The organism is Lelliottia sp. JS-SCA-14 (genome assembly GCF_035593345.1).
Taxonomy (GTDB): domain Bacteria; phylum Pseudomonadota; class Gammaproteobacteria; order Enterobacterales; family Enterobacteriaceae; genus Enterobacter; species Enterobacter wanjuensis.
The window spans coordinates 1,257,594-1,281,979 of record NZ_CP141606.1; the positions used below are offsets into that span (position 1 = coordinate 1,257,594).

Sequence of the window (24,386 nt, forward strand, 5' to 3'; positions counted from 1 at the left end):
AGTCACCTTTAAAACGGGCAGGGCGCTTTGCGCTCCCATTCCTCTTCGGCCCGGGCGTAAGCGCATGTGGAAATGAAATCGTTGTATGCCTCTTGAGCCTTATCACCCATAAGCGCATAACAGGCTTCTTCTGGCAGGAATAACGACCGGTTCATGATTGGAGTTTTCGGGAACATATCGATCAACTCCTTCGCCCGATCGTCAATCCACTTATCTTTCTCATCGACAAGCTGCTGAGATGCCCAGCGCCGATTCTCGATGCTGTCGTAAGCTCGGTATGCGTTCATGGTTGCCTCAGTAATGAATTTTCGCGCAGGGGATCAGGTCGTCCTTCAGTGCAGTTAGCACTTCTTTAGCCTGTTCACGGGTTAAATTGGTGTGGCTGGTGAGCGCGTTAACGATGTTGGTGCCGACCGTCTTGCGATGCTTCACGTCAGCTTCACGCTTGGCTTGCTCGTCGGCTTTGCGCTTCTCTTCTGCAAGTCGCGCAGCTTCTTTCGCATCAGCTTCTCGGCGCACCTTCTCGGCGGCCTCCTGCGCCTTGCGCTGCTCTTCAGCAATGGCTGCCTGTTTGTCACGCTCAGCCTGTTCTGCTGCTGCTTTCTTGTCGGCTTCTGCCTTCTGCTCAGCGGCGATACGGTCACGCTCTGCTTGCTCAGCTTTCAGCCTCAGCTCAGCTTCTCGACGAGCAGATTCAGCACGTTCACGCTCAGCTTTCTCTTCTGCTTCACGCTTGGCCTGTTCCGTTGCCTGACGCTTCAGTTCTTCTTCGTGAGCAATGCGCTGGCGTTCCGCTTCTTCCGCTTTAGCTTTGGCATCACGATCGAATGCTTCATTCATCAGCAGGGCCATTTCGTGATCGGCTTCTACCTGCTTCTTCAGTGCTTCGAGTGCTGACTTTTCCTCAGCTTCAATGCGAAGGCGCTCTTCTTCAGCCGCTTTCTCTGCCGCGATGCGCTCCTGTTCCGCTTCCCATTCTGTCAAAGGACGGCGCACTTCATCTTTCAGCAGGTCGAGACGCTCACGAACCAGTCGTCGGCTCTCGTCAATCTGCTTTGGCAGGGCTTTAAGCTCAGCGACAAGGTCTTTACCGGCATTGTCGATGTACGTCTTGGAGCGTGCCACCTTGTGCGCCATTGATGCTATGGCGTCGCGTCCTTTCTTGGTCGATACATCCGGCACCAGGCTGCGAGCTTCCTTCTCGATCGCCTCAATAATCGGGTCGAGTTGTTCCTTGGTGGTGAAAACCGCCATTGCGTTCGACTTCTCAATGACGACTAAATCTGTTGCTTCGCTCATGGTTTCTCCTGAAATTTGGTTGTGCGCTTCCCGTCTGCGATAGCCGGAAAGGGAGTGATGAAAGTAGGGGAGGGGATTACTTGCCGAGCGCTTTGGCGATTACGGCTTTTGATTCTTCAACGCAGATTGATTCCGAACTGCCCGATGGAGCATGGATATCAAGCCATTCAACGCACTGTTTGAGAGATTCAAGCAATTCAGGCGCAGCAGTGATGAGCGCTAAATTTTCTTTGCTCATCATTTCAAATGGATACTGCTTACTTAAAACTATATGCGTCATGTTGCCCAGCGCATCATCAGCAACGAACCACGGTCCTTTTGTTCCTCTAAATTCTTCCATCACACCCTCACTTCAAACGAGTTACGATTTACCCTGACTCCAAGCGCTTTACGCTGGGCCTCAATTGCCTGTTGCAGCATCACCGAGTCTTCCAGATAGCGAGCAATGGCTTTCTTGCTCAGAGATGCGCGGAGTGCTCTTGAATCGACGCACTGGCTAACGATGTGGCCTAGACCATTCTTGATGAGCTGATCACGGTTCATTCTGAGCTTGTGACGAACGTTGCCGACTTCTACCAGCTGCCACGTGTAGCCATCAGCCATTTTGGTTACGGTGTACTGCTTGCCGTTGTGAGTGACTGTCATGAGGCCTCCGGTTTCAGACTTTCAAGATATTCGCGCGGGTCGTCGTAATATTCGCTGTACCAGTCAACCCATCGGTCACTTAGCTCCATATCTACCATTTCTTCATCTGTCAGACTTTCATCCCAAATCTGGAGGCCGTTAGCGTTGCAATAATCAGGCTTGATGTTGTTGTCGTACTGGAAGGAATCATAATCAGCCAGGGCGTCCATCAACCGAACGCCTTCTTCGACGCTTTGCACTTCAACGACGAATGCCTTCATTGGTACTTGTGGGATGTGCCAAACTCGTAATTTGCTCATAATCATCTCCGCGCTTAAGCCGCGCCGCTGAACGTGAAAGACTCTGCATATGCAGACATTTAAGCGGTGGATAGCCGCCCTGATAACGGAGCACCCTCGTGAAGATGCTTTGGTATCAGCAATAAAAAACCCGCCGGAGCGAGTCTATTCGTCTTGCATGAGCGATTAACCTTCCTCGCCACCGATCTCTTCGTAAATCTCCTGCGGATCATCACCGTTGTTTTCGCAGAACGACTCCCAATTACTCCAGTTCTCGCTGAGAAACTCCGCAATTCTCATCAACTCGTATTCCATCGCCTTACCCTCTTGTATCGTGAGCTAATAAAAAGGCCGCCAGTTAGGCAGCCTGTTCACATTCTTTGTTAACCTGACTCCATATGAAGTCGGTAAAATCATCCTGTTCAGTTATGTGCTCATCAACATTTCCAAGATACAGAACCTTCATTTCGATGATGAAGCATATGAATCTGGCATTGCGGGATGATTTACTCTTCCACTCAATGCCTGCATTTGCTGCAAGGAATGCCAGGAATCGCTGATTCATATTTCACCTCGTTAACGTGCCGTAACCGAATCTTTGCTGTTGCGATATCCAGCTGCGTAGAGCCCAACATCAGGCAAGCAAGCCGATCCGCCTGTATTGCTGTCACGCAGACTACCGAGAGAGATAGCTACGTCTACGCGACTGAGTTTCTTGCGTGAGGTTTCCTGAGAAGTGTCAGGAGCTGCTTCAGCGCGTCGTTTAGCCATCAGCTCGCCACGTTTCAGATAGCGCCGTGTAACGCTGTTTGTTGCGATTAAATTGGTCATACATCCTCCAGTGGTTGCTTTGGTGATTGGATGGCCGGTGCTGATCTCCGGCTTGCGGCTACCCATCCTAGCCCGAAGCTAGGTGCTCACCGCTGAGCGTTAGCGAATCAGCCTTCGCATTCATCCAATCCCAAAGCAACTTCCGTTGGTCTCCCACAAGGGCGGGAGAAGTAACCCCATCAATGTTAAAGAGCTGAGACTTCGTTCCATGTCTCGGTAGTGCGTCCTACTGATGGACTAATTAAACATCATGTGGATTTAAAGGTCAACAGCATGTTGATTAAATTTGTGGATTTAATGCTTTCTTGTTGATTTTCATGTTGATTTATTTTTTGTTTGTTCGGGTGTAAGTTAGAAAAAAACAAAGGGGATGATTATGGGAAGTGATGAACTTGCTGATGACCGCATGGCATTTATGGCGGGCGAGGTTGGGTGTGTGGTGTTCGAGCTGGTTTATAATGGAATTGAGATAAACAGGGATAATATAGTTGGGATGCTACAGGGAAAACGGAAGGCGGTTGGAAATGTTATCCACAAGGGGATGCTCAGAGATGCCGCTGAAATGGTCAGGAAGGGTAAATAGAAACCCGGATAGGTGTCCGGGTTTGTCGGTGTTTAGTAGTCCAAGACGGACCACCAGAATACGCGACCTATAACCTCTATGTTGCCAAGGGGTTTTTCTTCTGGCGGATGCTCTGCATAGTTATAACTGCGGATACTGACAGTCTCAGGACCTGTTCTGTATAGAAGCTTGATTCGCTTCCATCCATCTTCACTGATCGCATACATTTTACCATCGACGATTTTCTTATCTTCCGTATTCACTGCCACGGTAGTACCGTCAGGGATATTTGGTTCCATGCTGTTACCACGAGCAGGGAAGCAAATTATGCTGTGTCCATCTGTGCTGGCACCGATGCGGCGCAGTGTTGATTTTGAGAATCTCAACTTGTACCCGTTATAGTCTTCGTCGCCAGTGCGCCCAGCGCCACATGCGAACTCTATGTCCTTGAAGAACGGAACTTCCACCTCATCGTCGCCTACTGGAGTGCTATCATCCCAGGATTCAACCTTTCCCCACTCAGACTCTGGTGGAATGCCATCATCGCTGCGTTTCTTTGGTTCACCCTGGCCATTCAAAAGCCAATCAAGAGAGTAACCGTACTTCTCCGCGATTAGCTGAGCAGCCTCTCGGCTTATAGAGTCGCGCTTAATCCAGTTATTTACAGTCTGTGCGCTAGTAGAAAGCTGCTCAGCTAAATCCTTCTGTTTCATTCCTTCTCTGGCAAGTAAATGCCTAATTCTTTCTGCAATTCCACTCATAAAACCCTCCGCTTCCTCCCATGATAAACACGATGTGTATTTTTTCCATCACCATGATGTTGATTTAATCCACACCATGGATTAACATAGTGTTGATTACAGTTAACTGGAGTAAGACATGATCAACAAACGGAAGACCGCTACTCCTCTTGACCTGGCTATTAGTGCTGTTGGTGGCTCTCAGAAAATCCTTGCCGAAAAGGTTGGGGTTACCCCTCAGGCCATCAACATGCTTAAAAAGCGAGGCGGAAGCCTCCCGGTTACCAAGATGCGTAAGTACGAAGAAGTAACCGGCCTGTCAAAGGAAGTTCTGTACCCTGGCATTTTTACTGCCTAAGAAACATCGCTCTTTAACATCGCTGCTCATCCTCTCCGCCCTTGTGGAGATAACAACAACGCATCACAGGATGCGCATTAACTATTTCAACACAAAGGAATTATCACAAATGGAAAGCACAACCTCACGAAACAAAGCTCAGGCTCGAAAAATCGAGTCCTGGATCCTGAATCAGATTGCTATGCGCGGCTCGACTAACGTCGCCAAGGCTCTGGGAATGGATAAATCAGGAATTACACGCTGGAAAGAGAACATGCTGCCGAAGCTGTCGATGCTCTTAGCGGTACTGGAATGGGGAGTCGTTGATGACGACATGGCCAGGCTTGCTAAGCAGGTTGCAGAAATTCTCACAAATGAAAAACCCCAAAAGAGCGGTAACTCCTTCGGGGCTTAGAAACACTGTGTCACGTCAGTAACAGGAGTAATTATGCCCTTAAGCGACGACTTTGTAAAAGAATGCAGATACGAATTTATCCGCGATGAAGTTTTAAGGCTTGAGTTTAAATATTCAATGCCTATCGACGTCAGCGGAAGCATACCCGAGACGATCAACTCCAAGGGAGTGGATTTACATTCTCTCCAATCCTTGCATGCCGGGCCTGCTGAAGATTGGGATGACTACGATATCCCCGCAAGCCAGAGCGAAAGAGCTTTCTTCATCGACTGGCGTTCCTGAAAAATTCACGATTGAAGCCTCATATTTTTCAGATGACCCTCGTGGAGATGAGTCTCGAATTCACGCAGCCATGAGTGATCATCGCCTTAATGATAGCCGTGAGTTCTTCACCTGCTCACTGGCAATTGCAGACGAAATATGTCGCTCCTATTGCCTATGCGATTCGAAATCCAGCCTGGAAGAGATCGCGAATGACTATCCCATTATCTGCACTGACAAACCTATCAAATTAGACCTTCATGAGTGGTTCCAAGAGTTTGGCATCCCTGTAGTTGGGAGCATGACAAACGCGCTAAAAGCCATCTTCATGCTTGGCAGCGAACGCCTTGATGAGATGGGGCACGATGGAATCTCCATCATTATTGAAAATGGTGAGGTCCGAGGAATCATGTCTGAATCCCATCAGAGTGGGCTTGCCTACCTGGAAGAAATTCATGAAAGGGAAACCCTTACGGGCATATATGGCCCACGAATGCCCGGAGGTTTTTAATGGCACGCTCACGCAACATCAAACCAGGCTTTTTCACCAATGATGAACTGGCCGAATGCTCTCCTTATGCTCGCTTACTCTTTGCCGGGCTGTGGACCATCGCGGATAAGGAAGGGCGACTTGATGATCGTCCTAAGAAAGTTAAAGCGATGGTTCTGCCGTTCGACGATGTTGATTGCAACGACTTACTGCAGCAGCTTCACAGTCACAAATTCATCAACCGATACCAGGTTAACGATGAGCAATTCATCCAGATAAATAACTGGAAGAAGCACCAGAACCCTCATTGCAAAGAAGCGGCTAGTGAGATACCAGAACCGGTAGAGAACGATAGCAGCACCGGACAAGAACAGTGCAAGGACGGTGAAGATGAAGATAAGAAGGATGCGGAACCACCTCAAGTTATTGAAATTAAAGAAGCACCAGATAAGCACTGTGCTAGTTCAGTGCAAGAACCAGTAGAGAACAATTTAAATCCTGCTGATTCCCTTAACCTGATTCCTGATTCCCTCATCCCTCATACTGATTCCCTAGTTAACACCCAAGCCGCTGACGCGACTTGCGATGATGGGGAAAATATCGAACAAGCTACCGTTCACCAGATGGCAAGCCGCTATGCGTTCGAAGGGAATATCGTTCGGTTGAACCACAAGGACTACGAAGCCTGGATGCGTCTCTACCCGAATATCGATCTGCAATACGAACTCAAGAAGCTGGATATCGAGTTCACTCACGAGAAGCCAAAAAACTGGTTTATCACTGCAAGCCAGAAGCTCAGCTACCAGAACAAACAGGCCAGCTCACGACCTGCCAAGAAAGTTTCGAACGGGCTGAGATCTGAAAACTTCGCCACCAAAGACTACGGTCAATCTGACATGCCTTCCTGGGCGCAGGAGTGAACATGACACTGGATGAAAAAATATCCCAACTTGAGAAGCAGCTCGTTGAGCTAGGCCAGCCGCCGCTTGATATCCCAAACAGCGAAGTGCTTTTTGAAAGCGCTAACTGCGATAAGCATGGAGAGTTCGAGCAGCGCCGCCGGGTTTCAACATCGCACATCAAGATTCCAACCATTCCGTCTCGCTGCCCGGGCTGTATCCGCGAAGAGCTTATTCAGCGCCAAGCTGAGAAGATTCAAATCGACGAGTCAGCACGAAAGCGGAACGTGGAAGACCTTCTGCGCAGGCTTGATATCCCAGATCGATTCAGTGGATGCACGCTGCAGAACTACGAAGCTGTTTCTGAGGATGCAGGGCGCGCGTTAAGAGTCTGCCAGGCCTACGCAAGCAAGTGGCCAGAGCGACTTCAGAAGGGCGGCGGCTTGGTGATGTGTGGTAAGCCCGGCACCGGAAAGAACCATCTGGCGCTGGCAATTGCCCGACATGCGATCACCGAACATCAAAGCTCCGCGGTATTCACGACAGCGCTGAAAATTGCCCGAGAGTACAAATCCACCTGGTCGAAAACGTCAACCCGCACCGAGGACGACGTGATCAAGCACTTCACTCATCCGGACCTGCTGATCATTGATGAGGTAGGCGTGCAGTTCGGCAGTGACGCTGAGAAGCTGATCATGTTCGAAATCATCAATACCCGCTACGAGCGCATGAAGCCAACCATCCTGATCAGCAACCAGAGCAAAGACGAGTTGTCAGCGTTCATTGGTGAGCGCGTGATTGACCGAATGAACGATGGCGGCGGATGCACACTGGCGTTTACCTGGGATAGTTACAGGAGCAAATCATGACCGGAAGAGAAGCCATCGAATGGTATCTGGAATGCTACGGGTCGTTCACTGCTGAACTGGTGTGCGAAGCCACGGGAGTTTCCAGATCACAAATCGCTGCAGCGTCTTTCAAGATGCGCGAGCGTGGTGAGATTGTCCTGCTGGAGCGTAACTGGCGAACCCATGTTTACGTAGCCGGTGAGGATGACGAGGACAAGCCGATTAATCGTGACGGTGAAAACACCATCTTCAGCGAGTGTCTGGCGAGCGATGCGATGAAGAGGGTCCTCACAGTTTACGGGAGGCTATCACCATGAAGGCCAACGGCCAGATAACCACTCTCACTCAGTACGTTTCAGAACACCCCGGCTGTTACCTCTCAGAAATACTACGCGACACCCAACTCCCTAAATGCTCAGTGACCTCAGCGCTAACCAAGCTGAACGCGGAAGGCATATTGCGCCGGGAAGGGTTCGACAAGCGATACCGGTATTACCCGGCAGCAACGGAAAACATCGAGGCGCACAAATGCAAGCGCCGACCTGAGATGACTGAAGCAGACCGGATTAACCCCCTCACCAACCTATTTAATCAGCGCCTGAAAGAAATCAGGAGCGGGAGATAAGCATGAGCAACGAAAACCAATTTGAGCAATGGTGCAAAACAGTCATGAGCGATGACGCCGACTTCTGCATGGAATATGGGGCTTATAAAAACCTAAACGTCAGAATTCGATGGGAGGCGTGGCACGCAGCGGATAAATCCATGCAATCAGCAGAACTCCAGCAGAAGCTCAACGAATCCGAGCGCTACGGTCGCCAGGCAGATATCACAATCGAGAATCTGGAGCGCCGGGTGGAGCAGCTGGCTGCGGAGAATGCGGCGCTGAAGCACGCAACAGGACAGTGCAAAGAATACTTTACTGCATTGGTTCTTAATCAGCTAACGCCCTATAACCCAGCCGTTATGAACGGAACCTGTGCCATTGCATTGAGCGAAACCCCAGCCACAGACGCAATCCTGGCTGAAGTGCGAGGGGCGGCGATCAGGAAAGCCTTGGATGATTGCTCTGAGTTTCTCGACCGGGATTGCATCATGGAGTCGAACGGAATCAGTTATGACGATGCCGCGCTGCGGGAAGTTGGCGCAATGGCTCTTCAGAAAGCGCTGCTTCGCCAGGAGGCCAAATGAGCATTGAACTTAAAGTTGGACGCTGCTACCGAGCAAAAAAAACGCGCCCGGCAGGTCAGTTCGCTTCGTATGCGAATGACCGCCAGATTACTCACATTGGCGTATCTACCGTACAGTTCGACGGACCAAGTGTACACGCTGGGCGACAGTACCCAAGCATCAGAAAAGAGAAGTTTATTGAGTGGGCGTCACACGATGTTACCGACGAACTGCCGCCAGGTGAGTGGCAGTTGTGGCCAATTCCAAAGGGAGACGCCAAATGAGCACAAACAAGCAGGCTCCGAAGAAAATTGCTGAGCGACTACTTAGCTCTCTCGCGCTGGTCTTAAAGCAATATGACGATTCCGGCCAAATTAATCTGGAGGTGATTGAGGAGGCTGAGGCGGAAATCCAAAACGCTATCGCCGCTGGCATCACAGTGAAAGGGGATAGCGAATGAGCCTTACGCACGATGATCTTTGCCAAATCGCTTACTCGTTCCTCAAGCGTAATGGCTTCAAAGTTTGCTTCCATGATCGCTTTGTTGCTGTAACACGAACCGGGGAGCAGCCGGACGCTATGGGATTCAGAAACTTTGCGTCATGCCTGATCGAAGTTAAGTGCTCCCGAGCTGACTTCCTCGCTGACAGAAAAAAACCATTCCGCAGAATGCCAAGTGAGGGCATGGGTGACTGGCGATTTTTCATGGCTGAGCCTGGGATTATTGAAGTGCATGAGCTTCCTGCTGGATGGGGTTTGCTGCACGTAGTGAATGGCAAAGTCAGAAAGGTGCATGGCTGGCCACAGGGGAATTGCTGCTGGGCCAATCCAGACGATAAGCCATTTACAGGGAACAAGCAGGTCGAATGCGATTACATGCTTTCTGCCCTGCGCCGCATGGAATTGCGTGGCCATCTCAAGGAAATCTACGACGGCGTGATAGTCAATAAACCAGAAGGAGTCTCAGCATGACATTCACCAAAGAGCAGTTAACCAGTGAAATTGAAACGCTGGAGCACTTCGCAACAAATCTGAAATGGACCAATGCCAAAGGCGCGCAAAGTCTATTATTCGCTGCTGAAGTAATGCGTCAGGCACTCGCGGGGATGGAAGCGGAGCCTCTCACCGACGTAGAGCGAGCAGAGCTTCAGGGATACCGGAACGCGCAGCAGGTAGTGCCGGAGGATTTCGATAGCGCATGGCAACGAATGAAAGACGAGCGATTCGGATGTAACGAGGAGTGGGCCAGGAAGTTCTGGGATGCCTGCCGCGCCGCCATGCAGTCTGGCGCAGTGCTTTCACCGATGCAGCCCATGGTTATTGACTCAGTCGGCACCCTGCGATTCAAGGAAAACCCACTGGTCCGCAAGCTGCTTGATGTCGCGACAGGTGCCGGATACGGCCTCAACGCCATGGCGCTGGAGGATCATTCCCCAGATGACCGCATGCAGCTGGCACAACTCATCGGCTACAGTCTGAGCGGCTACGGTGATTTATCCTACGTGTCCGACGAGTCATACAACCGGGCGGCAGCTGCAGCACCGCAGCAGGAGTGTAAACACGAGTTCGTTTACGGGTGGCATTCTTATGGCAGGGAGTCCGGCTACCAGTGCAGGCTCTGTGGGAAGTTGCAGGAGGCTAAGTGATATGGAGCTATTCATGTGGGCAATTTGCGTAGGATTTGTAGGGCTTACTGCGTGGTTGTCAAAAAAAAACTTAGAAATCCCTTGTGTAATGGCTGGGCTGATGGGAATCACGCTCGTTTGTTACACGGTCAAACACTTTTAGGGAGAAGCGCGATGCCTAACCCATTCGACGCCACAAATTCAACGTCAAGCAACGATTGATTAATTTATACATCCTGGCAAACTAGTCTTGCCGTCGGAGTTGAACGCCCGGCGGTAAGACCTCTGCATGTGATTGGGAAATCGCATGCTAAACACAAAGAACACATCAAATCACTCGTCACAGATGCTTATCGGCACCTGCGACTTTCTGCATTCATCGTTTCCTCACGGAGGTGGCGCATGAAGCAACAATTCCATCTCGTTAACGATTCAGTCAAACAGAACGCCATCAACTTCATCCGGGAATTGCCGGTGGATGCCAAGCGCCCACTGATTCTCGATATCAAGGAGATGACCCGCACTGCTGACCAGAATCGCAAGATGTGGCCGTTGCTGAAAGACCTTTCCGACCAGGTTCTCTGGTTCGGTAATAAATACGATTCCGACGACTGGAAGGACCTGATCACCGCAATGGTCGCCAAGTCCAAGAAGCAAGAGCAGCGCATGGCTCCTGGCATCGACGGCGGAATTGTTATGTTCGGCCAGCGTACCAGCAAGATGACCGTTCGCCAGATGGTGGAAGTCATTGAGGCCATCTACTGGTTCGGTACCCAGCAGAAGGTGAAATTCAGCGAGAAGTCCCGCATCGAAATTGAGTGGGCCAAGCAGTGGGGTGTCAACAATGGCTAGCCCTCTTGCTCGCGTTATGGAGCGCTCAATTTTTAAAGTCAGAGCCAAGCGTAAAAAGCCAGATCCTCTGCCAACCGAAATCCCAACCCTCAAGGGCTACACCGCCCGTTTAGTCGATCAGAAATGGCTGCGCCTTGCGGCTCGGAGGAATCATGCGTAAACCAGCACGCCGCACCTGCAAAATCTGCAAGACCAAATTCACCGCCACTTTCGACAACGTATGGTGGTGCTGTCCTGAGCATGGCTTCGAATACAGCCAGCAGTTACTCGCCAAAAAGAAGATTGAATCCGAGCGCAAAAGAAAGCAGGAAGCGCAGCAGGAGCGCCGTGAGCTGAAGATTCGCAAGAAAGCCTTGCAACCACTCAGTCAGTATCACAAACGCGCTCAGATAGCGTTTAACGCGTTCATTCGCCAGCGCGATGCAGGGCAGCCTTGCATCAGTTGCGGTCGTAACTCTGGCGCAAAGATGAATGCCGGTCACTTCCGAACAGTCGGCGCATCGCCAGAAACCCGCTACGACGAAACCAACTGCCATATCCAGTGTGAGGCGTGCAACTCGTACCTGTCCGGGAATATAGGTGAATACCGACCACGCCTGATCGCCAAGATTGGACAAGCCGCATTCGACCGACTTATGGGGCCGCACGAATCGAAGAAGTGGACGCGCGAAGAACTTGACGCACTGGCAGCGCACTACCGCGCAAAGCTCAAATCACTTAAGCAACAGGAGGCCGCATGATTTACGACCTCAAGCTCCCTCACTGGGCATCACTTCTCCCGTGTCCTTTCTGCGGCGGTGATGCGGAACTGGTTGCAGATGGTGAAGGTGTTTACGCCGGATGCGCTGCTAAGCAGTGCCTGATTAAGCCGATAACCGACACCTACCCAACAAAGCGAGACGCAATCCGCGCCTGGAATCGGAGGCCATCATGACCTTCTCCGACTTCCTCCGCTACCAGTATGAAAGCATCAGGCGATCCAGCCTGCCGCCGATAGCAAAGCACAGCCGGACCAAAACCAAACAGCCATTAGGAGCCGCAGCATGAACATTCAATATCTCCAGTTTGTCCGTGAGCAGCTCATTGTGGCAACCGCCGACCTGAGCGGAGCCACTAAAGGCCAACTGGTAGCCTTTGCTGAGAATGCGATGTTTGAGGCAACTCCACGCAGCCGTGGGCGCAAGAAGGTAGCCGACCCGGTAACAGGCCGCATGGTCAACCCGTCCAGCCCTCCGATCCCCGGCCATCAGTCTCGCGCCAAAGGTTCACATATTCCCCTGGTGAATCACGTTGAGTTCTGCACCGCGTCATGGCGTCGTGCTGTTCTGTCTCTGGATGAGCATCAGAAAGCATGGCTACTCTGGAACTACAGCGAGAACAACAGATTCGAGTATCAGGTGGCGATCACTCAGTGGGCGTGGTCAGAGTTCAAAACTCAGTTGGGGGCGAAGAAGATAGCTGGCAAGACGATGGACCGACTCAAGGCGCTTATCTGGCTGGCGGCCCAAGATGTCAAAGCGGAACTTGCAGGAAAGGAAGCGTATGAATACCAGAAGCTGGCCGAACTGGTAGGAGTCACTGCAAAGAACTGGTCTGAGACCTTCACCGATCGCTGGGTGGAGATGAAGCGAACATTCCTGCGACTGGATAGCGACGCTTTATTGCAGGTAACGCGATCACGTTCACAACAAAAGGCGACAAATTCGCAGCCAAGTATTGCAAAACTGGATTGAAAGGGCTATATTTCGTGTAAATCTGATATTGTGCCAATGTTGTATGCACTGGCGGTATCACAGAATTAAGAGCCTCGCCTAGTGCGGGGCTTTTTGCATTCTGGGTCAGAAGCACAGTGGTTGTGCGCTCGGCTGTTAACCGAGTGGTCGAAGGTTCGAATCCTTCCTGTCCCGCCAAATAAAGGCCTGACCTGATGACGGGCTCATAATCCAATCCATCAGGGGCGTTGTTGGCGCATCGCTACAGGCCGCCAAACCCCAGCCAGGGTATCTTCAGCCAAAGAGCTGACATTGCTTTACCCTCATCTTGCCAGCCTAACCGCTGGCTTTTTTTATTGCAGGCCGCAGACATTCAAACTCAGATGCCATGTAGCATTTTCGTCTGACGGCCTTTCCCTCTACTACCCACAGCTCCCGCCCATTATGCGAGGAGAGAGATATGCGTATGCCAAACAAAGACCCCGGATCCTATGGGTTACTCGTATGGGTTCTCATTGCGGCCATGTCTATTTATGGCGGATTCGTTAAATACATCATCGACACCAAGACAAACAAGACCGCATGGAGTTGGGTAGCCGCGTTCGCTCAAGTTGCCGTGTCTGGTTTCGCCGGTTTGATTGGCGGCCTTGTCAGCATCGAGTCAGGGCTGAGTATCTATTACGTCCTGGTTGTTTCTGGCATGTCCGGAACTATGGGCAGTGTCGCGCTGAGCTTCTTCTGGGAAAGAATTACGGGGTTGAAAAATGCAAGCAATTAACTCTCAGAGAAAAGCTTTCCTAGACATGCTGGCCTGGTCAGAAGGTACCGATAACGGAAAGCAGAAGACCAACAATCACGGCTACGACGTTATCGTTGGAGGCTCACTGTTTACCGATTTCTCAGATCACCCGCGTAAGCTAGTCACGCTAAATTCGAAGCTGAAATCCACAGCTGCCGGCCGATACCAGTTGCTGTCGAAATGGTGGGATGCGTACCGCAAGCAACTTGGCTTGAAAGACTTCTCCCCAGCAAGTCAGGATGCAGTCGCGTTACAGCAGATTAAAGAGCGTCGAGCTTTGGAGTTAATCGATTCTGGTGATATTCGCCAGGCGATCGACCGTTGCAGCAACATTTGGGCATCTCTCCCCGGTGCTGGTTACGGTCAGTTTGAGCATAAAGCTGATAATCTCATCGCCAAGTTCAAACAGGCTGGCGGAAAGGTTAACGAGCCGAAATCATGAGCCGGGTTTCAGCCATTATCTGCGCAGTCATCATCTGCCTGATGGTCTCAATGGCCTGGGCCATTAACCACTACCGCGAAAACGCCATCACCTACAAAGACCAACGTGATAAGGCGACGACCCGGGCTGAATCATCCGAAGCCGTCACCAATAACGTTATCACCGCCATGAACCTGATCCGCGATATCTCACAGGCTACCCAGAATGCTAAGAACCAACTGGCCCAGAAAGGCGAAACGCACATTGTCTACATCAGGCAGGCGCTTGAAGGCGATATGTGCGCTAAGCAGCTTGTTCCTGCTGCCGCTACTGACAGCCTGCGGGAATACGCAGACAGTTTACGTTCCGGCCCCCGTGGTGCCGATAAGCGCTGACCTGACAGCAGACACGCCGATCCCCGGTATGGTGGTTCCGTTCACGTGGCAGGCAAGTCTGGAGTTAAACGCTCAGCTCTATACGGCGCTAGGGCAGTGCAATCTGGATAAGGCGGGTATACGTAAAATCGAATCTAACCGTAGTGAGTTGAATTAACATCTCATATCAATGGATAATAGATATAAATACTATTATTTCATTGAGATGAGACAAGTAAATGGATACTGAGTCTATAAGAATTGCCGCTGAAACAGCACGCTGGACATATTGGTCAATGATTGCCGCTTCAATCTCAGCAGCATCTGCCTTAGCTACAGCCATCATTGCTTTTTTAGCCTCGCGAACATGGAGAAAGCAAGAGCGGCTGAACCAGTTAGTTCGATTGAAAAGGGCGGCATTTGAATATAGAACAATGGTGGAAAAGGCTGGGAGGATAAAGCAGTATGGTTTCGAGTTTAGAGAATATCTAAACAGCGACTTATCTGATGCTAGAGGGAGAGTACTCCATGAACTCGCATTAGCTGGTATGGAACATCAAGGTTGCGAACAAGGTAGGCTCTATGATCAGCTTTTTACTCTTCAAGAACTATACAAAGAAAAAGAAGCAAGTTGGGCGGATCTCCTTAAAGCATCTGTAGCATTACAAGAATCAATAAAGGTTAAAATCACATAACTTACCGCCTCCGGGCGGTTTTTGTTGCCATCTCCATGGGAAGACTCATTGTAATGGCACTATCCCCTTGCGGGGATAAATAAAAAATATCCCCGATCGCGGATAAAGAGGTGCTAATGCCCGATACCTACGAAATCACGATCACTACGACATCCAAAGAAACCTTCACCGGACTGATGAAGCGCAGCCAGCCCGAAATCACTAACGGGTTCGTAGCGCTGGCGACTGATACAGGAGAGTGGCTGTACTTCGCGACTGACGATGTGAAGCGCGTGCAGTTCACTCCGTTAGCTGATAGCGTTGAAGAAAAGGGCGAATAATCGCCCTAATTGTTAACCGCGAGCCTCTCGACCTTCTTCGTCTTCAGGAACTCGGTATCGCCAGTATTTATCTGGCTTAACCCAAACGACATTTTCTCCACTATCAACTCGGAATTTATTGATCAACTTTGTTGATAGCGCTTGGTTGCCATCCACATTTTCTTTCAGGTGTTGCTCATTACCACTCTTTATCAGGTAATCGACAACATCTTGCTGATAGAGGCATCCGTCGGTTGTTAATGTGGACAACATCCAAGCTGTAACATCGGGAATATTTAAATTAGACGCGCTTGGGTTTACGGCTTTGGGTTTGTGTTTGTCAAAGACTCTTCGGTAAAACGTCCTTTTTCAAGTTTTTTTCCTGCAAACCATTGGCAAGTGTAATCACCAGTAAAGGCGCCTCCAAATTTGTGTATTTCATATACTGACATCTCTGGACCGCCTGATTTCAAATACACAGAATCGCCAAGTTTGAAAAGCGCTTTTCTTTCAGTAGAAGAGTTACTCATAACTGATTTCCATATTAAAGAGAACATATGGCACTCACCGACAAACAAGAAATGTTCTGTCGCGAGTACCTCATCGATTTAAACGCCACGCAAGCGGCTATTCGGGCGGGGTACAGCGCAAAGACAGCTAACCGTACCGCGTCCGAAAACCTGTCAAAACCTGACGTGCAATCCAGAATTGCCGAACTTAAAGCGCAACGCAATGATCTGGTTGGCATAAATGCGACATACGTCCTGAATCGTCTCGTTGAGATAGACCAGATGGACGTGCTCGACATCCTGCTTGCTAACGGCGAGCTAAAGCCGATTAAAGACTGGCCCAAGGTCTGGCGCACAACTCTATCCGGGATGGATGTAACTGAGGTGGCGGGGGATGCTGCCGGACTTCTGAAGAAAATTAAATGGCCTGACAAGGTGAAGAACCTTGAGCTACTCGGCAAGCACGTAACTGTTCAGGCTTTCAAAGAGAACATTAAAACCGAAGTAACTGGTGCTAACGGCGGACCAATTGTTACCGCTGAAATGAGCGCCGAAGAGGCAGCTGAGAAATACAAAGACCTGATGGGCTAAATTATGCCAATACCTTTCCCGTTTGACTTCCGAAACCCGGATTATGTTCAGGTGTTCGAGTGGAGGCAGGAGAGGATCCTTCGCATTCGTAACAACCCAGATTCAGTATCAATACTGTCGGCATTCTACAAAGATAATCCCGCTCAATTCATAATTGATTGGGGCATGACATATGACCCGCGAAATCCTGAGAGGGGGCTGCCGTCATACATACCATTTCTTTTATTCCCTCGCCAAGAAGAGTGGATGGAATGGTTTATGGATCGGTGGAAATCGCAGCAGCCCGGAATCACTGAAAAGACGCGTGATATGGGCATGAGTTGGTTGACAGTCGCGCTAGCATGCACTGTATGCAACTTCAACAAGGGCATCAGCGTTGGAATAGGCAGCCGAAAAGAGGAATACGTCGATAAGATTGGCGTTCCTAAGTCTCTTCTCGAAAAAGCGCGCATGTTCATGTCGTTGCTGCCAGCCGAGTTCCGCAATGGATGGAGCAGGGATAAGGACGCTCCGCACATGCGCATCAAGTTCCCGAGAACAAACTCCATCATCTCAGGTGAGTGTGGTGATGGCATAGGACGTGGTGACCGTGCCAGTTTCTATATTGTGGATGAGGCAGCATTCCTTGAGCGGCCAACATTGGTTGACGCATCGCTTTCTGCAACAACGAACTGCCGTCAGGATATTTCCACACCTAACGGAAACGCTAACAGCTTCGCTATCCGTCGCCATGGCGGGAAGATACCGGTATTTACATTCCACTGGCGGGACGACCCGCGCAAAGATCAGGCGTGGTATGACAAGCAGGTTGAGTTGCTTGACCCGGTTACTGTCGCTCAGGAAATCGATATCGACTACAACGCATCTGTTGAAGGGGTGATCATCCCATCAGCATGGGTGCAGGCGGCTATAGACGCACATATAAAACTTGGTATTGAGCCATCTGGATCTCGTAAAGGTGCTCTAGATGTGGCTGATGAAGGCATAGATAAAAATGCCTTTGCATCAGGACATGGCATCATGATTGATGTTTGTGAAGAGTGGAGCGGTAAAGGGTCGGATATCTTCCAGACCGTTGTGAAGGCAACCAATCTGGCTGATGAGAATGGTTGTAGCGATGTTTTGTATGACGCAGACGGAATTGGCGCTGGGTGTCGCGGCGATTCGAAGCAGGTCAATGATGAGCGCAAAAAGTCCGGCAAGAAGGCGGTAACGTTCAGCGCCTACAAAGGTAGCGCGGGTGTATTAAACCCTGACAAGGTGCTGATGAAGGACGCTAACGGAAGGAATATCACCAATAAAGACTTCTTCTACAACTTCAAAGCTCAATCGTGGTGGCACCTCAGGACGTTATTCCTTAACACGTACCGCGCGGTTAACGGAATGAAATACGACAAAGACGAGATAATTTCTTTATCGTCAAAAATGGCGGCGTTGCCAAGGCTAACATCAGAGCTAAGTCAGCCAACATACAGCAAGAATTCAACCGGCAAAATCCTCGTCGACAAGAAACCAGATGGCGCACTTTCACCAAACTGCGCGGATAGCCTGGTGATTCTGAAATCGCCGGAGAGGAAGCCATTCCATATCCCTGACGAGATACTTCAATGACAAGACGTAAAGCCGCACAGGCAACTCGCCGGGAAGTGGCAAAAATCACACAGGCGCACCTCGATAATGCGTCTGGAGCAAATGACGAGAAGCCGTTCGCTGAATTTAAACGATATGAACCGCTGGCAGGGGTAATCCCAGAGGTGAAGAAAGAAGCCACTCTTGCGATGGATGCAACGCCGTACGATGTGCTTAACAGCATGTCTATCGGCACAGAGTATTCAGGCTTCCGTGGTTACCCAATTCTTGCCGCCATGTCTCAGCAAGTCGAGTATGCGAATATGCATACCGTCATGGCTGACGAGATGACGCGTAACTGGATTGAGGTTAAAAGCCGCAAAGATGGCGATCCTGATATCGACCCGATGGAGCAGGCGCTCGTTAAGTTCGACGTGAAGCGTTTAATCCATGAGGCCGTGAAGCAGGACTCCATGTTTGGCGTAGCGCACATCTACGTTGACACTGACGCTGATGAGAAAGAGCTTGAAAAGCCTCTCTTCCTCGACCCGCGCAAGATTCCAAAGGGATCGCTGAAAGGCCTGCGCTGCGTTGACCCTACCTGGATTTACCCGGCGATGTATAACACGCGCTGGCCGCTGGCTGATAACTACTACAAGCCAATGGCATGGTTTGTTATGGGGCAAACGGTTCACGAGTCGCGCTTCATCGACATCATCAGCCGACCGGTGCCGGACATCCTCAAACCTTCGTATTCGTTCGGCGGACTGTCACTGACGCAGTTGATGGAGGATTACGTCACAGACTGGCGCGATGCCAAGAAGAACGTCATCAAGATTCTCCGCACGCTGCGCATGAGAGCACTGAAAACAGATATGGATGCTCGCCTGGAAGTGCCTGGGCAATTCGACAAGCGTATTCAGATGTTCACGAAGTATCAGGACAACTTCGGCATCTGGGCATTAGACATGAGCGAGGATCTGCTTCACATGCAAACCTCTCTCAGTGAGCTATCAAACTTGCTGTCGAACTATCAGGACCAGATGTGTATCCCGGCTCGTATCACCAACCTGAAGCTCCTTGGTAACGCTCCCGCGGGACTTAACGCATCAGGCGACTCAGAGCTTGAGACATGGCACGAAACCATCTCAGGGATGCAGGAGCGCGATATCCGACGCGCCCTGGAAAACATCTTCAAGATTATCCAACTCTCCGAGTTTGGCGAAATCAAAGAGGATATCTATTTCGAGTTCCGTCCACTGGATGAGCTGAGCGAGAAAGAAAAAGCTGAGATTGCCAAGCTGAAGGTCGAAACGGTCGCTACAGCTTCTGACTCGCAACTGGTCGATTCTGAAGAGGCTCGTGATGCGCTGAAATGCATTGAAGGCGCTGGCTTCGAAAATCTGGATGGTGATTATGAACCGGAAGAAGACGAAGAGTCTGAGGCCAGTGAACTACAACGCGGGAAACATCAGGTGGTACCAGAGAGAGCTTCTCAGAACGATTCGTGAAATGAACGACGACGTTAAGGCAGAGATAGTCACCATCATGCGAGATAACCCTCTGGCGATGGATATGGCGATGGATGCTAACCCGGTTGACCTGGTGAAGCGCGCCATATCCTCACTGGCGAAGAAGTGGATAGACAACTTCATCAGCAAGGCGATTCCGGTTTCCGATGAGGTTGCCGATAAAACACTTGAGGCTGTCGACCGTGGCATTCTCGCATCTGCCCGCAAAGATTCCCTGGCTATTAACCTGCAATGGACTGACGCCATGCTACAAAAGCGTGACGCCATCATTGCTGAAAACGTGTCGCTGATACGCTCGATACCGGAGAAATACTTCACCGAAGTGGAGTCGATGGTGTTCCGGTCTATCGCGAAGGGTGGCGATCGCAAGCAACTGGCTGATGAGATTGAGCGTGAGTTTGGCAAGCGTCATGGCATAACCAGACGTCGCGCTGAGTTCATAGCTCGTGATCAGGTGCGTAAGGCTACCAGTGCGCTATCAAACGCACGTCAGCAGGCCGCAGGAATCAAGAAAGGCATTTGGTTGCATAGTGGTGGTGGTAATCAACCGCGACACAAGCATGTGAAGGCTAACGGCAAAGAGTTCGACCTCGATAAGGGGCTGCCGATTGGCGACAAAGCCCAGTATGTGCTGCCGGGTGAGGAGCCTAACTGCGGTTGCACGTGGAAGCCGGTTCTCCCGTTTTAATCCGGAACAAATCAACAAGGTCACTTCGGTGGCCTTTTTTATTGCCTGAAGAAAGGTAATCCAATGCCAGTACATCAAAAAGACGGCAAGTGGTATTGGGGTTCGAAAGGGCCATTCGATACACAGGAAAAAGCCGAAGAAGTAGAGCGAGCGGCATACGCGAACGGCTACGCAGGAGATGAGGCTGAAACATACACTCTCGCCAATGATGCAGATGAAAAAGATAAATGGATAACCATTAACGGCTCGCACGTAAAAGTTAATGGCAACGGTGATGTGGTTGCCGGTGCGGAAGGGAAAATCAAAAATGTATCTGCGAGTAAAGGCTCTGGTGGCGCAAAGCTCTCATCCAACGAAAAAACAGCCATTTCAAGTTACTCAGGGGACAACTTCCTCAAGCTAAATTCTGAACTAAGAAACGGAAACACATCCGATCCTGATATCTCACGTATTGACTCAGCAGTCTCAAAGGGGCAACTCAGCGGAGAAACTCTATACCGAGGAATCAGCAGAGAGGATGCAAAAAAACTATTCCCCAATGGTGAGATTAAAAAGGGAATGGTTGTTTCCGATAAGGCGTTTCTATCCACCTCAAAGGAAAAGAAAATCGCCGGGATGTTCAGCATTGGCGGTGTGATGCTTGAGATTGATGCTGAAGATGGGGCCACTGGTCTTGATGTAACTGGTATGTCCAGCAATAAACATGAGAGTGAAACTCTTCTCCCAAGGAATGCGAAGCTCGAAGTCTCAAGTATTCACCCTCCCAAGCAACCAGGTCAGCCAGTGGTTGTAAAAATGAAATATTCAAAACACGAGCCAGATATGGCAAGGGACTCTGCATTAGCATTCGACAGGGCGAGCGTGCGCACCTATGACGCTGACGGGAAGCTTCATGTTGAGCTAACCCCAATCAGTAAGGCCAATATCTGCGTCTACTACGGGCGTGAAATTCCAGGATGGGAAGAGTTAGGGTTAATCCCTGATAAAGCATATCGCCTCCTTCGCGACCCTGAAGAGCTGCGCAAAGCAGCACACACATTCAACAACCAGCCGCTGCTGAACACGCACATCGCCGTGTCAGTGCTTGACCCTCCGAAAGAGGCAATCATCGGATCAACCGGTGAGAGCGCCGAATTCGACGGCACCTACCTGAAAAACTCTCTCGTCATCTGGGATGTGAATTCCATCATCGGCGTGGAGAACAAACAGCAACGGGAAATTTCATCTTCATACCGCTACCGGCTCGATATGACCCCGGGCGAGTACGAGGGAGAGGCATACGATGGCGTCATGCGTGACATCGTTTGTAACCACGTGGCAATCGTGCCATCAGGCCGGGCAGGCCCGGATGTATTTGTATACGACTCACAACCGACAGGACTCAAACTGATGTCAAAAATCAAATCACTCATGACCTTCATTCGGCCACTGCTGGCTAATGATGAAAAGGCCGAAGAGGTAGAAAAGAAAGTCGAAGAAATCATCAAAGATGAAGACAACGACAAAAAGAAAACCGCTGATGACGAAATGACCGAGGAAGAGAAGAAAAAGCTCGCCGAGGACGAAGAAGCGGAGAAGGCCAAAAAACTGGCTGAAGACGAGGCCGAAAAAGAAAAAGAGAAAGAAAAAATGGCAAACGACAGCAAGCTCGCGATGGATGCCGCGGTTAAATCCGTTGAGCAGCGCTTTATCGATCTGCGCAAAGCTGAGCGTGATGTGCGTCCGGTTGTAGGCGAACTGGCCTGCGACAGTGCTGAAGATGTTTATCGCACCGCACTCAAACAACTGGGCTGCGATGAGCACGCGTCAATCCCTGCTTCCGCGCTGAGTTCAGTATTCAAAGCCTATGCGCGTCAGCCTTCAATGGCTCAGGACTCGGTGACTATCACCCCGTCGTCTCGCGATAACGTCAAAAACTACTTCGAGGGCAAATAACAATGGCTTTCCAGACAAGCGTATCTGTTTACTCTGGCGTTGGTCAGGCTGGTCAGCCTGCGTCTAACAGCCCAATCATTGCTGCTGCTGGCGGCCCCGGCGCGTATCAAGCTGGCGCAAGCGGTCTGGTCATGGCGCGGTTCGCATGGCGTGACGGCACCAATCCACTTCTGCTGAACAACACCGGTACCGGCAAGCCAGTTGGCTTCGTCTACAACAACGCAAATGCGACGATCACCTATCTGCAGAGTTCCAGCATGACTATCCCTGCTGGTCGCGAAGCATCTCCGGTGGTTGGTGGTGATTTCTGGGCTCTGTCTGCTACCGACGCGACTGTGGGCCAGAAAGTGTTTGCGGTACTGGCTGACGGCACCCTGAAGACCGGCGCAGCTGGCGCAACCATCTCCGGTGCAGTTGAAACCGACTGGTATGTGGCTAGCCCTGCAACAACCGGCAACCTGTTAATCATCTCTACCTGGAGCAAAGCATAATGCCTCAACTGACTCAGGCTGATTTCGCTGCCTTTAAAGCGGAAGCCGAATCTCGCGGCATTTTCCTGCCGCCTTCGGTGACTAAGTTTGCAATGGATGCCGACCCTCAGCCGGGTCTTGGCGCAAACGGTGGTATTCCTGCTGTGGTTTCAACCTTCATCGACCCTGAAATCGTTCGCACCATCTTCGCTAAGCAGAAAGCGACCGAGATTCTGGGCGAGAAGAAAAAAGGCTCATGGGCGCAGGACACCATGATGATCCAGCGCGTTGAGCAATCCGGTGACGTTGTGGCGTATGACGACTACAGCGAGCAGGGAGCTAACCAGGTAACTTCCCGTTGGGAAAACCGTCAGGTGTTCCGCTACCAGACCATGGTTACCTATGGCGAGCTGGAGCAGGAGCGTTATGGCCTGGCTATGCTGCCATACGTCGCAGAGAAACAGCGTGCTGCAGCGTGGACTCTGAACCAGGCGCAGAACAAGTTCTACTTCTACGGCGTTTCTGGTCTGCTGAACTACGGCATCCTGAACGACCCATCACTGCCGACTCCGATCACCCCGGCAACTGTTGGCGGCGTGACCCTGTGGAAAGATAAGCAGGTTATCGACATCTACAACGATATCCTGGCGCTGTACAACGACCTGATTACCCGCACCAATGGCGCGGTAGGCGATGGCGTTGACATGGCCTCTCCTCTGGTTCTGGCTATGTCTCCAACCGCATCAGTTTGGTTCAAAAAATCAAACGAAATCTTCGGTAACTCCGTCGAGAAGATGGTTAAAGAAACCTTCACCAATATCCGCATCGAAGTCGCTCCTCAGTACAGCACTGTTGGTGGTGAACTGGTGCAGATGTTTGTCGAAACCGCTCAGGGCCAGAATGCGGGGTACTGCGCATACAGTGAGAAACTGCGCGCTCATCCAGTCATCACCATGACCTCCAGCTGGAAGCAGAAACACTCCGGCACCACCTACGGCGCGGTAATTACTCAGCCGTTCCTGTTCGCTCAGATGTTGGGTGTTTAATTCAACGGGCTCGTAACTGGGCCCGAAATAAATATTTTGGAGATTCAAGAATGGCAGATGAAAAAGTTCTCACTGAGCAGCAGGTTGAGGCGCAGGTGCAGCAGAGCGAAGATAAAGAACAGAAAAACGAGTCAGCCGGCAGCAAAAACAAAAAGAATACAAAGGCTGGCAAGTCTGACTCCTATGTCATTGGGTGTAAGTTGCCTTGCGGTCTTAAGATCGGGCATGGCCCAGCTGCAGTAACCCTGAAAGGCGCAAACGACTCGATGCTTATTAATGGGTTTGGTATTACACAAAATGTCCCGGCTGATGTGTGGGAAGAATTTGAGAAAAATCACAAATCCTCTCCTCTCTTCCAGAACGGGATCATCTTCGCTGTAACTGATATGGAGTCAGTCGAAGACGCATCTCTTGAGCGCTCTCGCCAGAAAACCGGGTTTGAGCAAGTCAACGCCAAAGACGCAGGCGTAGAGGAAGACAAAGAGGAATAAGCC

Annotated in this window: 41 protein-coding genes and 1 tRNA gene; 32 read left to right on the plus strand and 10 right to left on the minus strand. The window is 50.6% G+C overall.

Annotation, left to right across the window (positions count from 1 at the left end):
* Positions 1-8 precede the first annotated feature (8 nt).
* From gamL to U9O48_RS05910, 7 genes are all read right to left on the minus strand, one after another.
* Complete coding sequence (gene gamL, locus U9O48_RS05880) at positions 9-287, minus strand: host nuclease inhibitor GamL (RefSeq protein ID WP_324723796.1); 279 nt, start codon at positions 285-287, stop codon at positions 9-11.
* Between the two features lie 7 nt (positions 288-294).
* Positions 295-1,299 (minus strand): hypothetical protein, encoded by a 1,005-nt coding sequence (locus U9O48_RS05885; protein ID WP_324723797.1) that lies wholly within the window; start codon positions 1,297-1,299, stop codon positions 295-297.
* A 76-nt stretch (positions 1,300-1,375) separates the two neighbouring features.
* On the minus strand, positions 1,376-1,639 hold the full coding sequence (locus tag U9O48_RS05890) for a hypothetical protein (protein WP_324723799.1): 264 nt from the start codon (positions 1,637-1,639) through the stop codon (positions 1,376-1,378).
* Positions 1,639-1,944, minus strand: coding sequence for a hypothetical protein (locus U9O48_RS05895; protein WP_324723800.1), 306 nt, complete (start codon positions 1,942-1,944; stop codon positions 1,639-1,641). The genes U9O48_RS05890 and U9O48_RS05895 overlap by 1 nt, the downstream gene beginning before the upstream one ends.
* The gene (locus U9O48_RS05900) at positions 1,941-2,243 is read right to left on the minus strand and encodes a superinfection exclusion protein (RefSeq protein WP_324723801.1); all 303 of its coding nucleotides are present in this window, start codon (positions 2,241-2,243) and stop codon (positions 1,941-1,943) included. Before U9O48_RS05900 ends, U9O48_RS05895 begins: the two co-directional genes overlap by 4 nt.
* 337 nt (positions 2,244-2,580) lie before the next feature.
* The gene (locus U9O48_RS05905; protein ID WP_324723802.1) at positions 2,581-2,787 is read right to left on the minus strand and encodes a hypothetical protein; all 207 of its coding nucleotides are present in this window, start codon (positions 2,785-2,787) and stop codon (positions 2,581-2,583) included.
* A gap of 11 nt (positions 2,788-2,798) precedes the next feature.
* The gene (locus U9O48_RS05910; RefSeq protein WP_324723803.1) at positions 2,799-3,053 is read right to left on the minus strand and encodes a hypothetical protein; all 255 of its coding nucleotides are present in this window, start codon (positions 3,051-3,053) and stop codon (positions 2,799-2,801) included.
* Positions 3,054-3,429: 376 nt separating this feature from the next.
* Here U9O48_RS05910 and U9O48_RS05915 point away from each other — a divergent pair, with 376 nt between their 5' ends.
* Positions 3,430-3,636, plus strand: a complete 207-nt coding sequence (locus U9O48_RS05915; RefSeq protein ID WP_324723804.1) for a hypothetical protein — start codon at positions 3,430-3,432, stop codon at positions 3,634-3,636.
* Positions 3,637-3,668: 32 nt separating this feature from the next.
* Here the strand turns inward: U9O48_RS05915 and U9O48_RS05920 are convergent, their stop codons facing one another.
* Positions 3,669-4,376, minus strand: a complete 708-nt coding sequence (locus U9O48_RS05920; RefSeq protein ID WP_324723805.1) for a LexA family transcriptional regulator — start codon at positions 4,374-4,376, stop codon at positions 3,669-3,671.
* Between the two features lie 118 nt (positions 4,377-4,494).
* On the opposite strand from U9O48_RS05920, the gene U9O48_RS05925 reads away from it, so the two are divergent.
* The 23 genes from U9O48_RS05925 to U9O48_RS06030 all read left to right on the plus strand — a co-directional run bounded on the left by U9O48_RS05925 (position 4,495) and on the right by U9O48_RS06030 (position 15,573).
* Positions 4,495-4,713 (plus strand): helix-turn-helix domain-containing protein, encoded by a 219-nt coding sequence (locus tag U9O48_RS05925; protein WP_324723806.1) that lies wholly within the window; start codon positions 4,495-4,497, stop codon positions 4,711-4,713.
* Positions 4,714-4,822: 109 nt separating this feature from the next.
* Positions 4,823-5,107, plus strand: coding sequence for a CII family transcriptional regulator (locus U9O48_RS05930; protein WP_324723809.1), 285 nt, complete (start codon positions 4,823-4,825; stop codon positions 5,105-5,107).
* 33 nt (positions 5,108-5,140) lie between these two features.
* Entirely contained in the window at positions 5,141-5,389 is a 249-nt protein-coding gene (locus U9O48_RS05935) for a hypothetical protein (RefSeq protein WP_324723810.1), read from the plus strand.
* The gene (locus U9O48_RS05940; RefSeq protein WP_324723812.1) at positions 5,328-5,879 is read left to right on the plus strand and encodes a GIY-YIG nuclease family protein; all 552 of its coding nucleotides are present in this window, start codon (positions 5,328-5,330) and stop codon (positions 5,877-5,879) included. The genes U9O48_RS05935 and U9O48_RS05940 overlap by 62 nt, the downstream gene beginning before the upstream one ends.
* On the plus strand, positions 5,879-6,778 hold the full coding sequence (locus tag U9O48_RS05945; RefSeq protein ID WP_324723813.1) for a hypothetical protein: 900 nt from the start codon (positions 5,879-5,881) through the stop codon (positions 6,776-6,778). The genes U9O48_RS05940 and U9O48_RS05945 overlap by 1 nt, the downstream gene beginning before the upstream one ends.
* A 2-nt stretch (positions 6,779-6,780) precedes the next feature.
* Positions 6,781-7,626: an ATP-binding protein gene (locus tag U9O48_RS05950; RefSeq protein WP_324723814.1), complete on the plus strand. Its 846-nt coding sequence runs from the start codon at positions 6,781-6,783 to the stop codon at positions 7,624-7,626.
* Entirely contained in the window at positions 7,623-7,922 is a 300-nt protein-coding gene (locus U9O48_RS05955) for a protein ren (RefSeq protein WP_285150090.1), read from the plus strand. Before U9O48_RS05950 ends, U9O48_RS05955 begins: the two co-directional genes overlap by 4 nt.
* Positions 7,923-8,232: 310 nt before the next feature.
* Complete coding sequence (locus tag U9O48_RS05960; RefSeq protein WP_324723815.1) at positions 8,233-8,796, plus strand: hypothetical protein; 564 nt, start codon at positions 8,233-8,235, stop codon at positions 8,794-8,796.
* The gene (locus tag U9O48_RS05965; protein WP_324723816.1) at positions 8,793-9,059 is read left to right on the plus strand and encodes a hypothetical protein; all 267 of its coding nucleotides are present in this window, start codon (positions 8,793-8,795) and stop codon (positions 9,057-9,059) included. Before U9O48_RS05960 ends, U9O48_RS05965 begins: the two co-directional genes overlap by 4 nt.
* The gene (locus tag U9O48_RS05970) at positions 9,056-9,235 is read left to right on the plus strand and encodes a hypothetical protein (protein ID WP_324723817.1); all 180 of its coding nucleotides are present in this window, start codon (positions 9,056-9,058) and stop codon (positions 9,233-9,235) included. The genes U9O48_RS05965 and U9O48_RS05970 overlap by 4 nt, the downstream gene beginning before the upstream one ends.
* The gene (locus tag U9O48_RS05975) at positions 9,232-9,747 is read left to right on the plus strand and encodes a hypothetical protein (protein ID WP_324723818.1); all 516 of its coding nucleotides are present in this window, start codon (positions 9,232-9,234) and stop codon (positions 9,745-9,747) included. Before U9O48_RS05970 ends, U9O48_RS05975 begins: the two co-directional genes overlap by 4 nt.
* Entirely contained in the window at positions 9,744-10,421 is a 678-nt protein-coding gene (locus U9O48_RS05980) for a hypothetical protein (protein ID WP_324723819.1), read from the plus strand. The genes U9O48_RS05975 and U9O48_RS05980 overlap by 4 nt, the downstream gene beginning before the upstream one ends.
* Before the next feature lie 381 nt (positions 10,422-10,802).
* Positions 10,803-11,252, plus strand: a complete 450-nt coding sequence (locus tag U9O48_RS05985; protein WP_324723820.1) for a recombination protein NinB — start codon at positions 10,803-10,805, stop codon at positions 11,250-11,252.
* The gene (locus tag U9O48_RS05990; RefSeq protein WP_324723822.1) at positions 11,245-11,412 is read left to right on the plus strand and encodes a NinE family protein; all 168 of its coding nucleotides are present in this window, start codon (positions 11,245-11,247) and stop codon (positions 11,410-11,412) included. Before U9O48_RS05985 ends, U9O48_RS05990 begins: the two co-directional genes overlap by 8 nt.
* Positions 11,405-11,992, plus strand: coding sequence for a recombination protein NinG (locus U9O48_RS05995; protein WP_324723823.1), 588 nt, complete (start codon positions 11,405-11,407; stop codon positions 11,990-11,992). Before U9O48_RS05990 ends, U9O48_RS05995 begins: the two co-directional genes overlap by 8 nt.
* Positions 11,989-12,186: a Lar family restriction alleviation protein gene (locus tag U9O48_RS23330; RefSeq protein ID WP_350318572.1), complete on the plus strand. Its 198-nt coding sequence runs from the start codon at positions 11,989-11,991 to the stop codon at positions 12,184-12,186. The genes U9O48_RS05995 and U9O48_RS23330 overlap by 4 nt, the downstream gene beginning before the upstream one ends.
* A 109-nt stretch (positions 12,187-12,295) precedes the next feature.
* Positions 12,296-12,985, plus strand: a complete 690-nt coding sequence (locus U9O48_RS06000) for a bacteriophage antitermination protein Q (RefSeq protein ID WP_324723824.1) — start codon at positions 12,296-12,298, stop codon at positions 12,983-12,985.
* A gap of 102 nt (positions 12,986-13,087) precedes the next feature.
* Positions 13,088-13,162, plus strand: a tRNA-Asn gene (locus tag U9O48_RS06005).
* A gap of 262 nt (positions 13,163-13,424) precedes the next feature.
* Positions 13,425-13,742: a phage holin family protein gene (locus U9O48_RS06010; RefSeq protein WP_324723825.1), complete on the plus strand. Its 318-nt coding sequence runs from the start codon at positions 13,425-13,427 to the stop codon at positions 13,740-13,742.
* Positions 13,729-14,205, plus strand: coding sequence for a glycoside hydrolase family 104 protein (locus tag U9O48_RS06015; protein ID WP_324723827.1), 477 nt, complete (start codon positions 13,729-13,731; stop codon positions 14,203-14,205). Before U9O48_RS06010 ends, U9O48_RS06015 begins: the two co-directional genes overlap by 14 nt.
* Complete coding sequence (locus tag U9O48_RS06020; protein WP_324723829.1) at positions 14,202-14,579, plus strand: DUF2570 domain-containing protein; 378 nt, start codon at positions 14,202-14,204, stop codon at positions 14,577-14,579. Before U9O48_RS06015 ends, U9O48_RS06020 begins: the two co-directional genes overlap by 4 nt.
* A gap of 218 nt (positions 14,580-14,797) precedes the next feature.
* On the plus strand, positions 14,798-15,253 hold the full coding sequence (locus tag U9O48_RS06025; RefSeq protein ID WP_324723830.1) for a hypothetical protein: 456 nt from the start codon (positions 14,798-14,800) through the stop codon (positions 15,251-15,253).
* A gap of 116 nt (positions 15,254-15,369) precedes the next feature.
* Positions 15,370-15,573, plus strand: coding sequence for a hypothetical protein (locus tag U9O48_RS06030; protein WP_324723831.1), 204 nt, complete (start codon positions 15,370-15,372; stop codon positions 15,571-15,573).
* A 12-nt stretch (positions 15,574-15,585) separates the two neighbouring features.
* On the opposite strand, the gene U9O48_RS06035 is transcribed toward U9O48_RS06030, so the two are convergent.
* Complete coding sequence (locus tag U9O48_RS06035) at positions 15,586-15,846, minus strand: DUF6953 family protein (RefSeq protein WP_416382210.1); 261 nt, start codon at positions 15,844-15,846, stop codon at positions 15,586-15,588.
* Between the two features lie 23 nt (positions 15,847-15,869).
* Positions 15,870-16,082: a YodC family protein gene (locus tag U9O48_RS06040; RefSeq protein WP_075262093.1), complete on the minus strand. Its 213-nt coding sequence runs from the start codon at positions 16,080-16,082 to the stop codon at positions 15,870-15,872.
* A gap of 27 nt (positions 16,083-16,109) precedes the next feature.
* On the opposite strand from U9O48_RS06040, the gene U9O48_RS06045 reads away from it, so the two are divergent.
* From U9O48_RS06045 to U9O48_RS06080, 8 genes are all read left to right on the plus strand, one after another.
* Positions 16,110-16,652, plus strand: a complete 543-nt coding sequence (locus U9O48_RS06045) for a terminase small subunit (RefSeq protein ID WP_324723834.1) — start codon at positions 16,110-16,112, stop codon at positions 16,650-16,652.
* Positions 16,653-16,655: 3 nt separating this feature from the next.
* Positions 16,656-18,263: a TerL protein gene (locus U9O48_RS06050; RefSeq protein ID WP_324723835.1), complete on the plus strand. Its 1,608-nt coding sequence runs from the start codon at positions 16,656-16,658 to the stop codon at positions 18,261-18,263.
* Positions 18,260-19,732: a DUF1073 domain-containing protein gene (locus U9O48_RS06055; RefSeq protein ID WP_324723836.1), complete on the plus strand. Its 1,473-nt coding sequence runs from the start codon at positions 18,260-18,262 to the stop codon at positions 19,730-19,732. The genes U9O48_RS06050 and U9O48_RS06055 overlap by 4 nt, the downstream gene beginning before the upstream one ends.
* Position 19,733: 1 nt before the next feature.
* Complete coding sequence (locus U9O48_RS06060) at positions 19,734-20,441, plus strand: phage minor head protein (RefSeq protein ID WP_324723837.1); 708 nt, start codon at positions 19,734-19,736, stop codon at positions 20,439-20,441.
* A 63-nt stretch (positions 20,442-20,504) separates the two neighbouring features.
* Positions 20,505-22,376, plus strand: a complete 1,872-nt coding sequence (locus U9O48_RS06065; RefSeq protein ID WP_324723838.1) for a DUF2213 domain-containing protein — start codon at positions 20,505-20,507, stop codon at positions 22,374-22,376.
* Between the two features lie 2 nt (positions 22,377-22,378).
* On the plus strand, positions 22,379-22,867 hold the full coding sequence (locus U9O48_RS06070; protein ID WP_324723839.1) for a structural cement protein Gp24: 489 nt from the start codon (positions 22,379-22,381) through the stop codon (positions 22,865-22,867).
* Positions 22,867-23,892, plus strand: a complete 1,026-nt coding sequence (locus tag U9O48_RS06075) for a hypothetical protein (protein WP_324723840.1) — start codon at positions 22,867-22,869, stop codon at positions 23,890-23,892. Before U9O48_RS06070 ends, U9O48_RS06075 begins: the two co-directional genes overlap by 1 nt.
* Positions 23,893-23,942: 50 nt before the next feature.
* Entirely contained in the window at positions 23,943-24,383 is a 441-nt protein-coding gene (locus U9O48_RS06080) for a hypothetical protein (protein ID WP_324723841.1), read from the plus strand.
* Positions 24,384-24,386: the final 3 nt, after the last annotated feature.

Bases quoted from the DNA above. Each gene is read 5' to 3' on its own strand.
- gamL (WP_324723796.1), bottom strand. From the start codon at position 287: ATGAACGCATACCGAGCTTACGACAGCATCGAGAATCGGCGCTGGGCA.
- U9O48_RS05885 (WP_324723797.1), bottom strand. From the start codon at position 1,299: ATGAGCGAAGCAACAGATTTAGTCGTCATTGAGAAGTCGAACGCAATG.
- U9O48_RS05890 (WP_324723799.1), bottom strand. From the start codon at position 1,639: ATGGAAGAATTTAGAGGAACAAAAGGACCGTGGTTCGTTGCTGATGAT.
- U9O48_RS05895 (WP_324723800.1), bottom strand. From the start codon at position 1,944: ATGACAGTCACTCACAACGGCAAGCAGTACACCGTAACCAAAATGGCT.
- U9O48_RS05900 (WP_324723801.1), bottom strand. From the start codon at position 2,243: ATGAGCAAATTACGAGTTTGGCACATCCCACAAGTACCAATGAAGGCA.
- U9O48_RS05905 (WP_324723802.1), bottom strand. From the start codon at position 2,787: ATGAATCAGCGATTCCTGGCATTCCTTGCAGCAAATGCAGGCATTGAG.
- U9O48_RS05910 (WP_324723803.1), bottom strand. From the start codon at position 3,053: ATGACCAATTTAATCGCAACAAACAGCGTTACACGGCGCTATCTGAAA.
- U9O48_RS05915 (WP_324723804.1), top strand. From the start codon at position 3,430: ATGGGAAGTGATGAACTTGCTGATGACCGCATGGCATTTATGGCGGGC.
- U9O48_RS05920 (WP_324723805.1), bottom strand. From the start codon at position 4,376: ATGAGTGGAATTGCAGAAAGAATTAGGCATTTACTTGCCAGAGAAGGA.
- U9O48_RS05925 (WP_324723806.1), top strand. From the start codon at position 4,495: ATGATCAACAAACGGAAGACCGCTACTCCTCTTGACCTGGCTATTAGT.
- U9O48_RS05930 (WP_324723809.1), top strand. From the start codon at position 4,823: ATGGAAAGCACAACCTCACGAAACAAAGCTCAGGCTCGAAAAATCGAG.
- U9O48_RS05935 (WP_324723810.1), top strand. From the start codon at position 5,141: ATGCCCTTAAGCGACGACTTTGTAAAAGAATGCAGATACGAATTTATC.
- U9O48_RS05940 (WP_324723812.1), top strand. From the start codon at position 5,328: ATGACTACGATATCCCCGCAAGCCAGAGCGAAAGAGCTTTCTTCATCG.
- U9O48_RS05945 (WP_324723813.1), top strand. From the start codon at position 5,879: ATGGCACGCTCACGCAACATCAAACCAGGCTTTTTCACCAATGATGAA.
- U9O48_RS05950 (WP_324723814.1), top strand. From the start codon at position 6,781: ATGACACTGGATGAAAAAATATCCCAACTTGAGAAGCAGCTCGTTGAG.
- U9O48_RS05955 (WP_285150090.1), top strand. From the start codon at position 7,623: ATGACCGGAAGAGAAGCCATCGAATGGTATCTGGAATGCTACGGGTCG.
- U9O48_RS05960 (WP_324723815.1), top strand. From the start codon at position 8,233: ATGAGCAACGAAAACCAATTTGAGCAATGGTGCAAAACAGTCATGAGC.
- U9O48_RS05965 (WP_324723816.1), top strand. From the start codon at position 8,793: ATGAGCATTGAACTTAAAGTTGGACGCTGCTACCGAGCAAAAAAAACG.
- U9O48_RS05970 (WP_324723817.1), top strand. From the start codon at position 9,056: ATGAGCACAAACAAGCAGGCTCCGAAGAAAATTGCTGAGCGACTACTT.
- U9O48_RS05975 (WP_324723818.1), top strand. From the start codon at position 9,232: ATGAGCCTTACGCACGATGATCTTTGCCAAATCGCTTACTCGTTCCTC.
- U9O48_RS05980 (WP_324723819.1), top strand. From the start codon at position 9,744: ATGACATTCACCAAAGAGCAGTTAACCAGTGAAATTGAAACGCTGGAG.
- U9O48_RS05985 (WP_324723820.1), top strand. From the start codon at position 10,803: ATGAAGCAACAATTCCATCTCGTTAACGATTCAGTCAAACAGAACGCC.
- U9O48_RS05990 (WP_324723822.1), top strand. From the start codon at position 11,245: ATGGCTAGCCCTCTTGCTCGCGTTATGGAGCGCTCAATTTTTAAAGTC.
- U9O48_RS05995 (WP_324723823.1), top strand. From the start codon at position 11,405: ATGCGTAAACCAGCACGCCGCACCTGCAAAATCTGCAAGACCAAATTC.
- U9O48_RS23330 (WP_350318572.1), top strand. From the start codon at position 11,989: ATGATTTACGACCTCAAGCTCCCTCACTGGGCATCACTTCTCCCGTGT.
- U9O48_RS06000 (WP_324723824.1), top strand. From the start codon at position 12,296: ATGAACATTCAATATCTCCAGTTTGTCCGTGAGCAGCTCATTGTGGCA.
- U9O48_RS06010 (WP_324723825.1), top strand. From the start codon at position 13,425: ATGCGTATGCCAAACAAAGACCCCGGATCCTATGGGTTACTCGTATGG.
- U9O48_RS06015 (WP_324723827.1), top strand. From the start codon at position 13,729: ATGCAAGCAATTAACTCTCAGAGAAAAGCTTTCCTAGACATGCTGGCC.
- U9O48_RS06020 (WP_324723829.1), top strand. From the start codon at position 14,202: ATGAGCCGGGTTTCAGCCATTATCTGCGCAGTCATCATCTGCCTGATG.
- U9O48_RS06025 (WP_324723830.1), top strand. From the start codon at position 14,798: ATGGATACTGAGTCTATAAGAATTGCCGCTGAAACAGCACGCTGGACA.
- U9O48_RS06030 (WP_324723831.1), top strand. From the start codon at position 15,370: ATGCCCGATACCTACGAAATCACGATCACTACGACATCCAAAGAAACC.
- U9O48_RS06040 (WP_075262093.1), bottom strand. From the start codon at position 16,082: ATGAGTAACTCTTCTACTGAAAGAAAAGCGCTTTTCAAACTTGGCGAT.
- U9O48_RS06045 (WP_324723834.1), top strand. From the start codon at position 16,110: ATGGCACTCACCGACAAACAAGAAATGTTCTGTCGCGAGTACCTCATC.
- U9O48_RS06050 (WP_324723835.1), top strand. From the start codon at position 16,656: ATGCCAATACCTTTCCCGTTTGACTTCCGAAACCCGGATTATGTTCAG.
- U9O48_RS06055 (WP_324723836.1), top strand. From the start codon at position 18,260: ATGACAAGACGTAAAGCCGCACAGGCAACTCGCCGGGAAGTGGCAAAA.
- U9O48_RS06060 (WP_324723837.1), top strand. From the start codon at position 19,734: ATGAACGACGACGTTAAGGCAGAGATAGTCACCATCATGCGAGATAAC.
- U9O48_RS06065 (WP_324723838.1), top strand. From the start codon at position 20,505: ATGCCAGTACATCAAAAAGACGGCAAGTGGTATTGGGGTTCGAAAGGG.
- U9O48_RS06070 (WP_324723839.1), top strand. From the start codon at position 22,379: ATGGCTTTCCAGACAAGCGTATCTGTTTACTCTGGCGTTGGTCAGGCT.
- U9O48_RS06075 (WP_324723840.1), top strand. From the start codon at position 22,867: ATGCCTCAACTGACTCAGGCTGATTTCGCTGCCTTTAAAGCGGAAGCC.
- U9O48_RS06080 (WP_324723841.1), top strand. From the start codon at position 23,943: ATGGCAGATGAAAAAGTTCTCACTGAGCAGCAGGTTGAGGCGCAGGTG.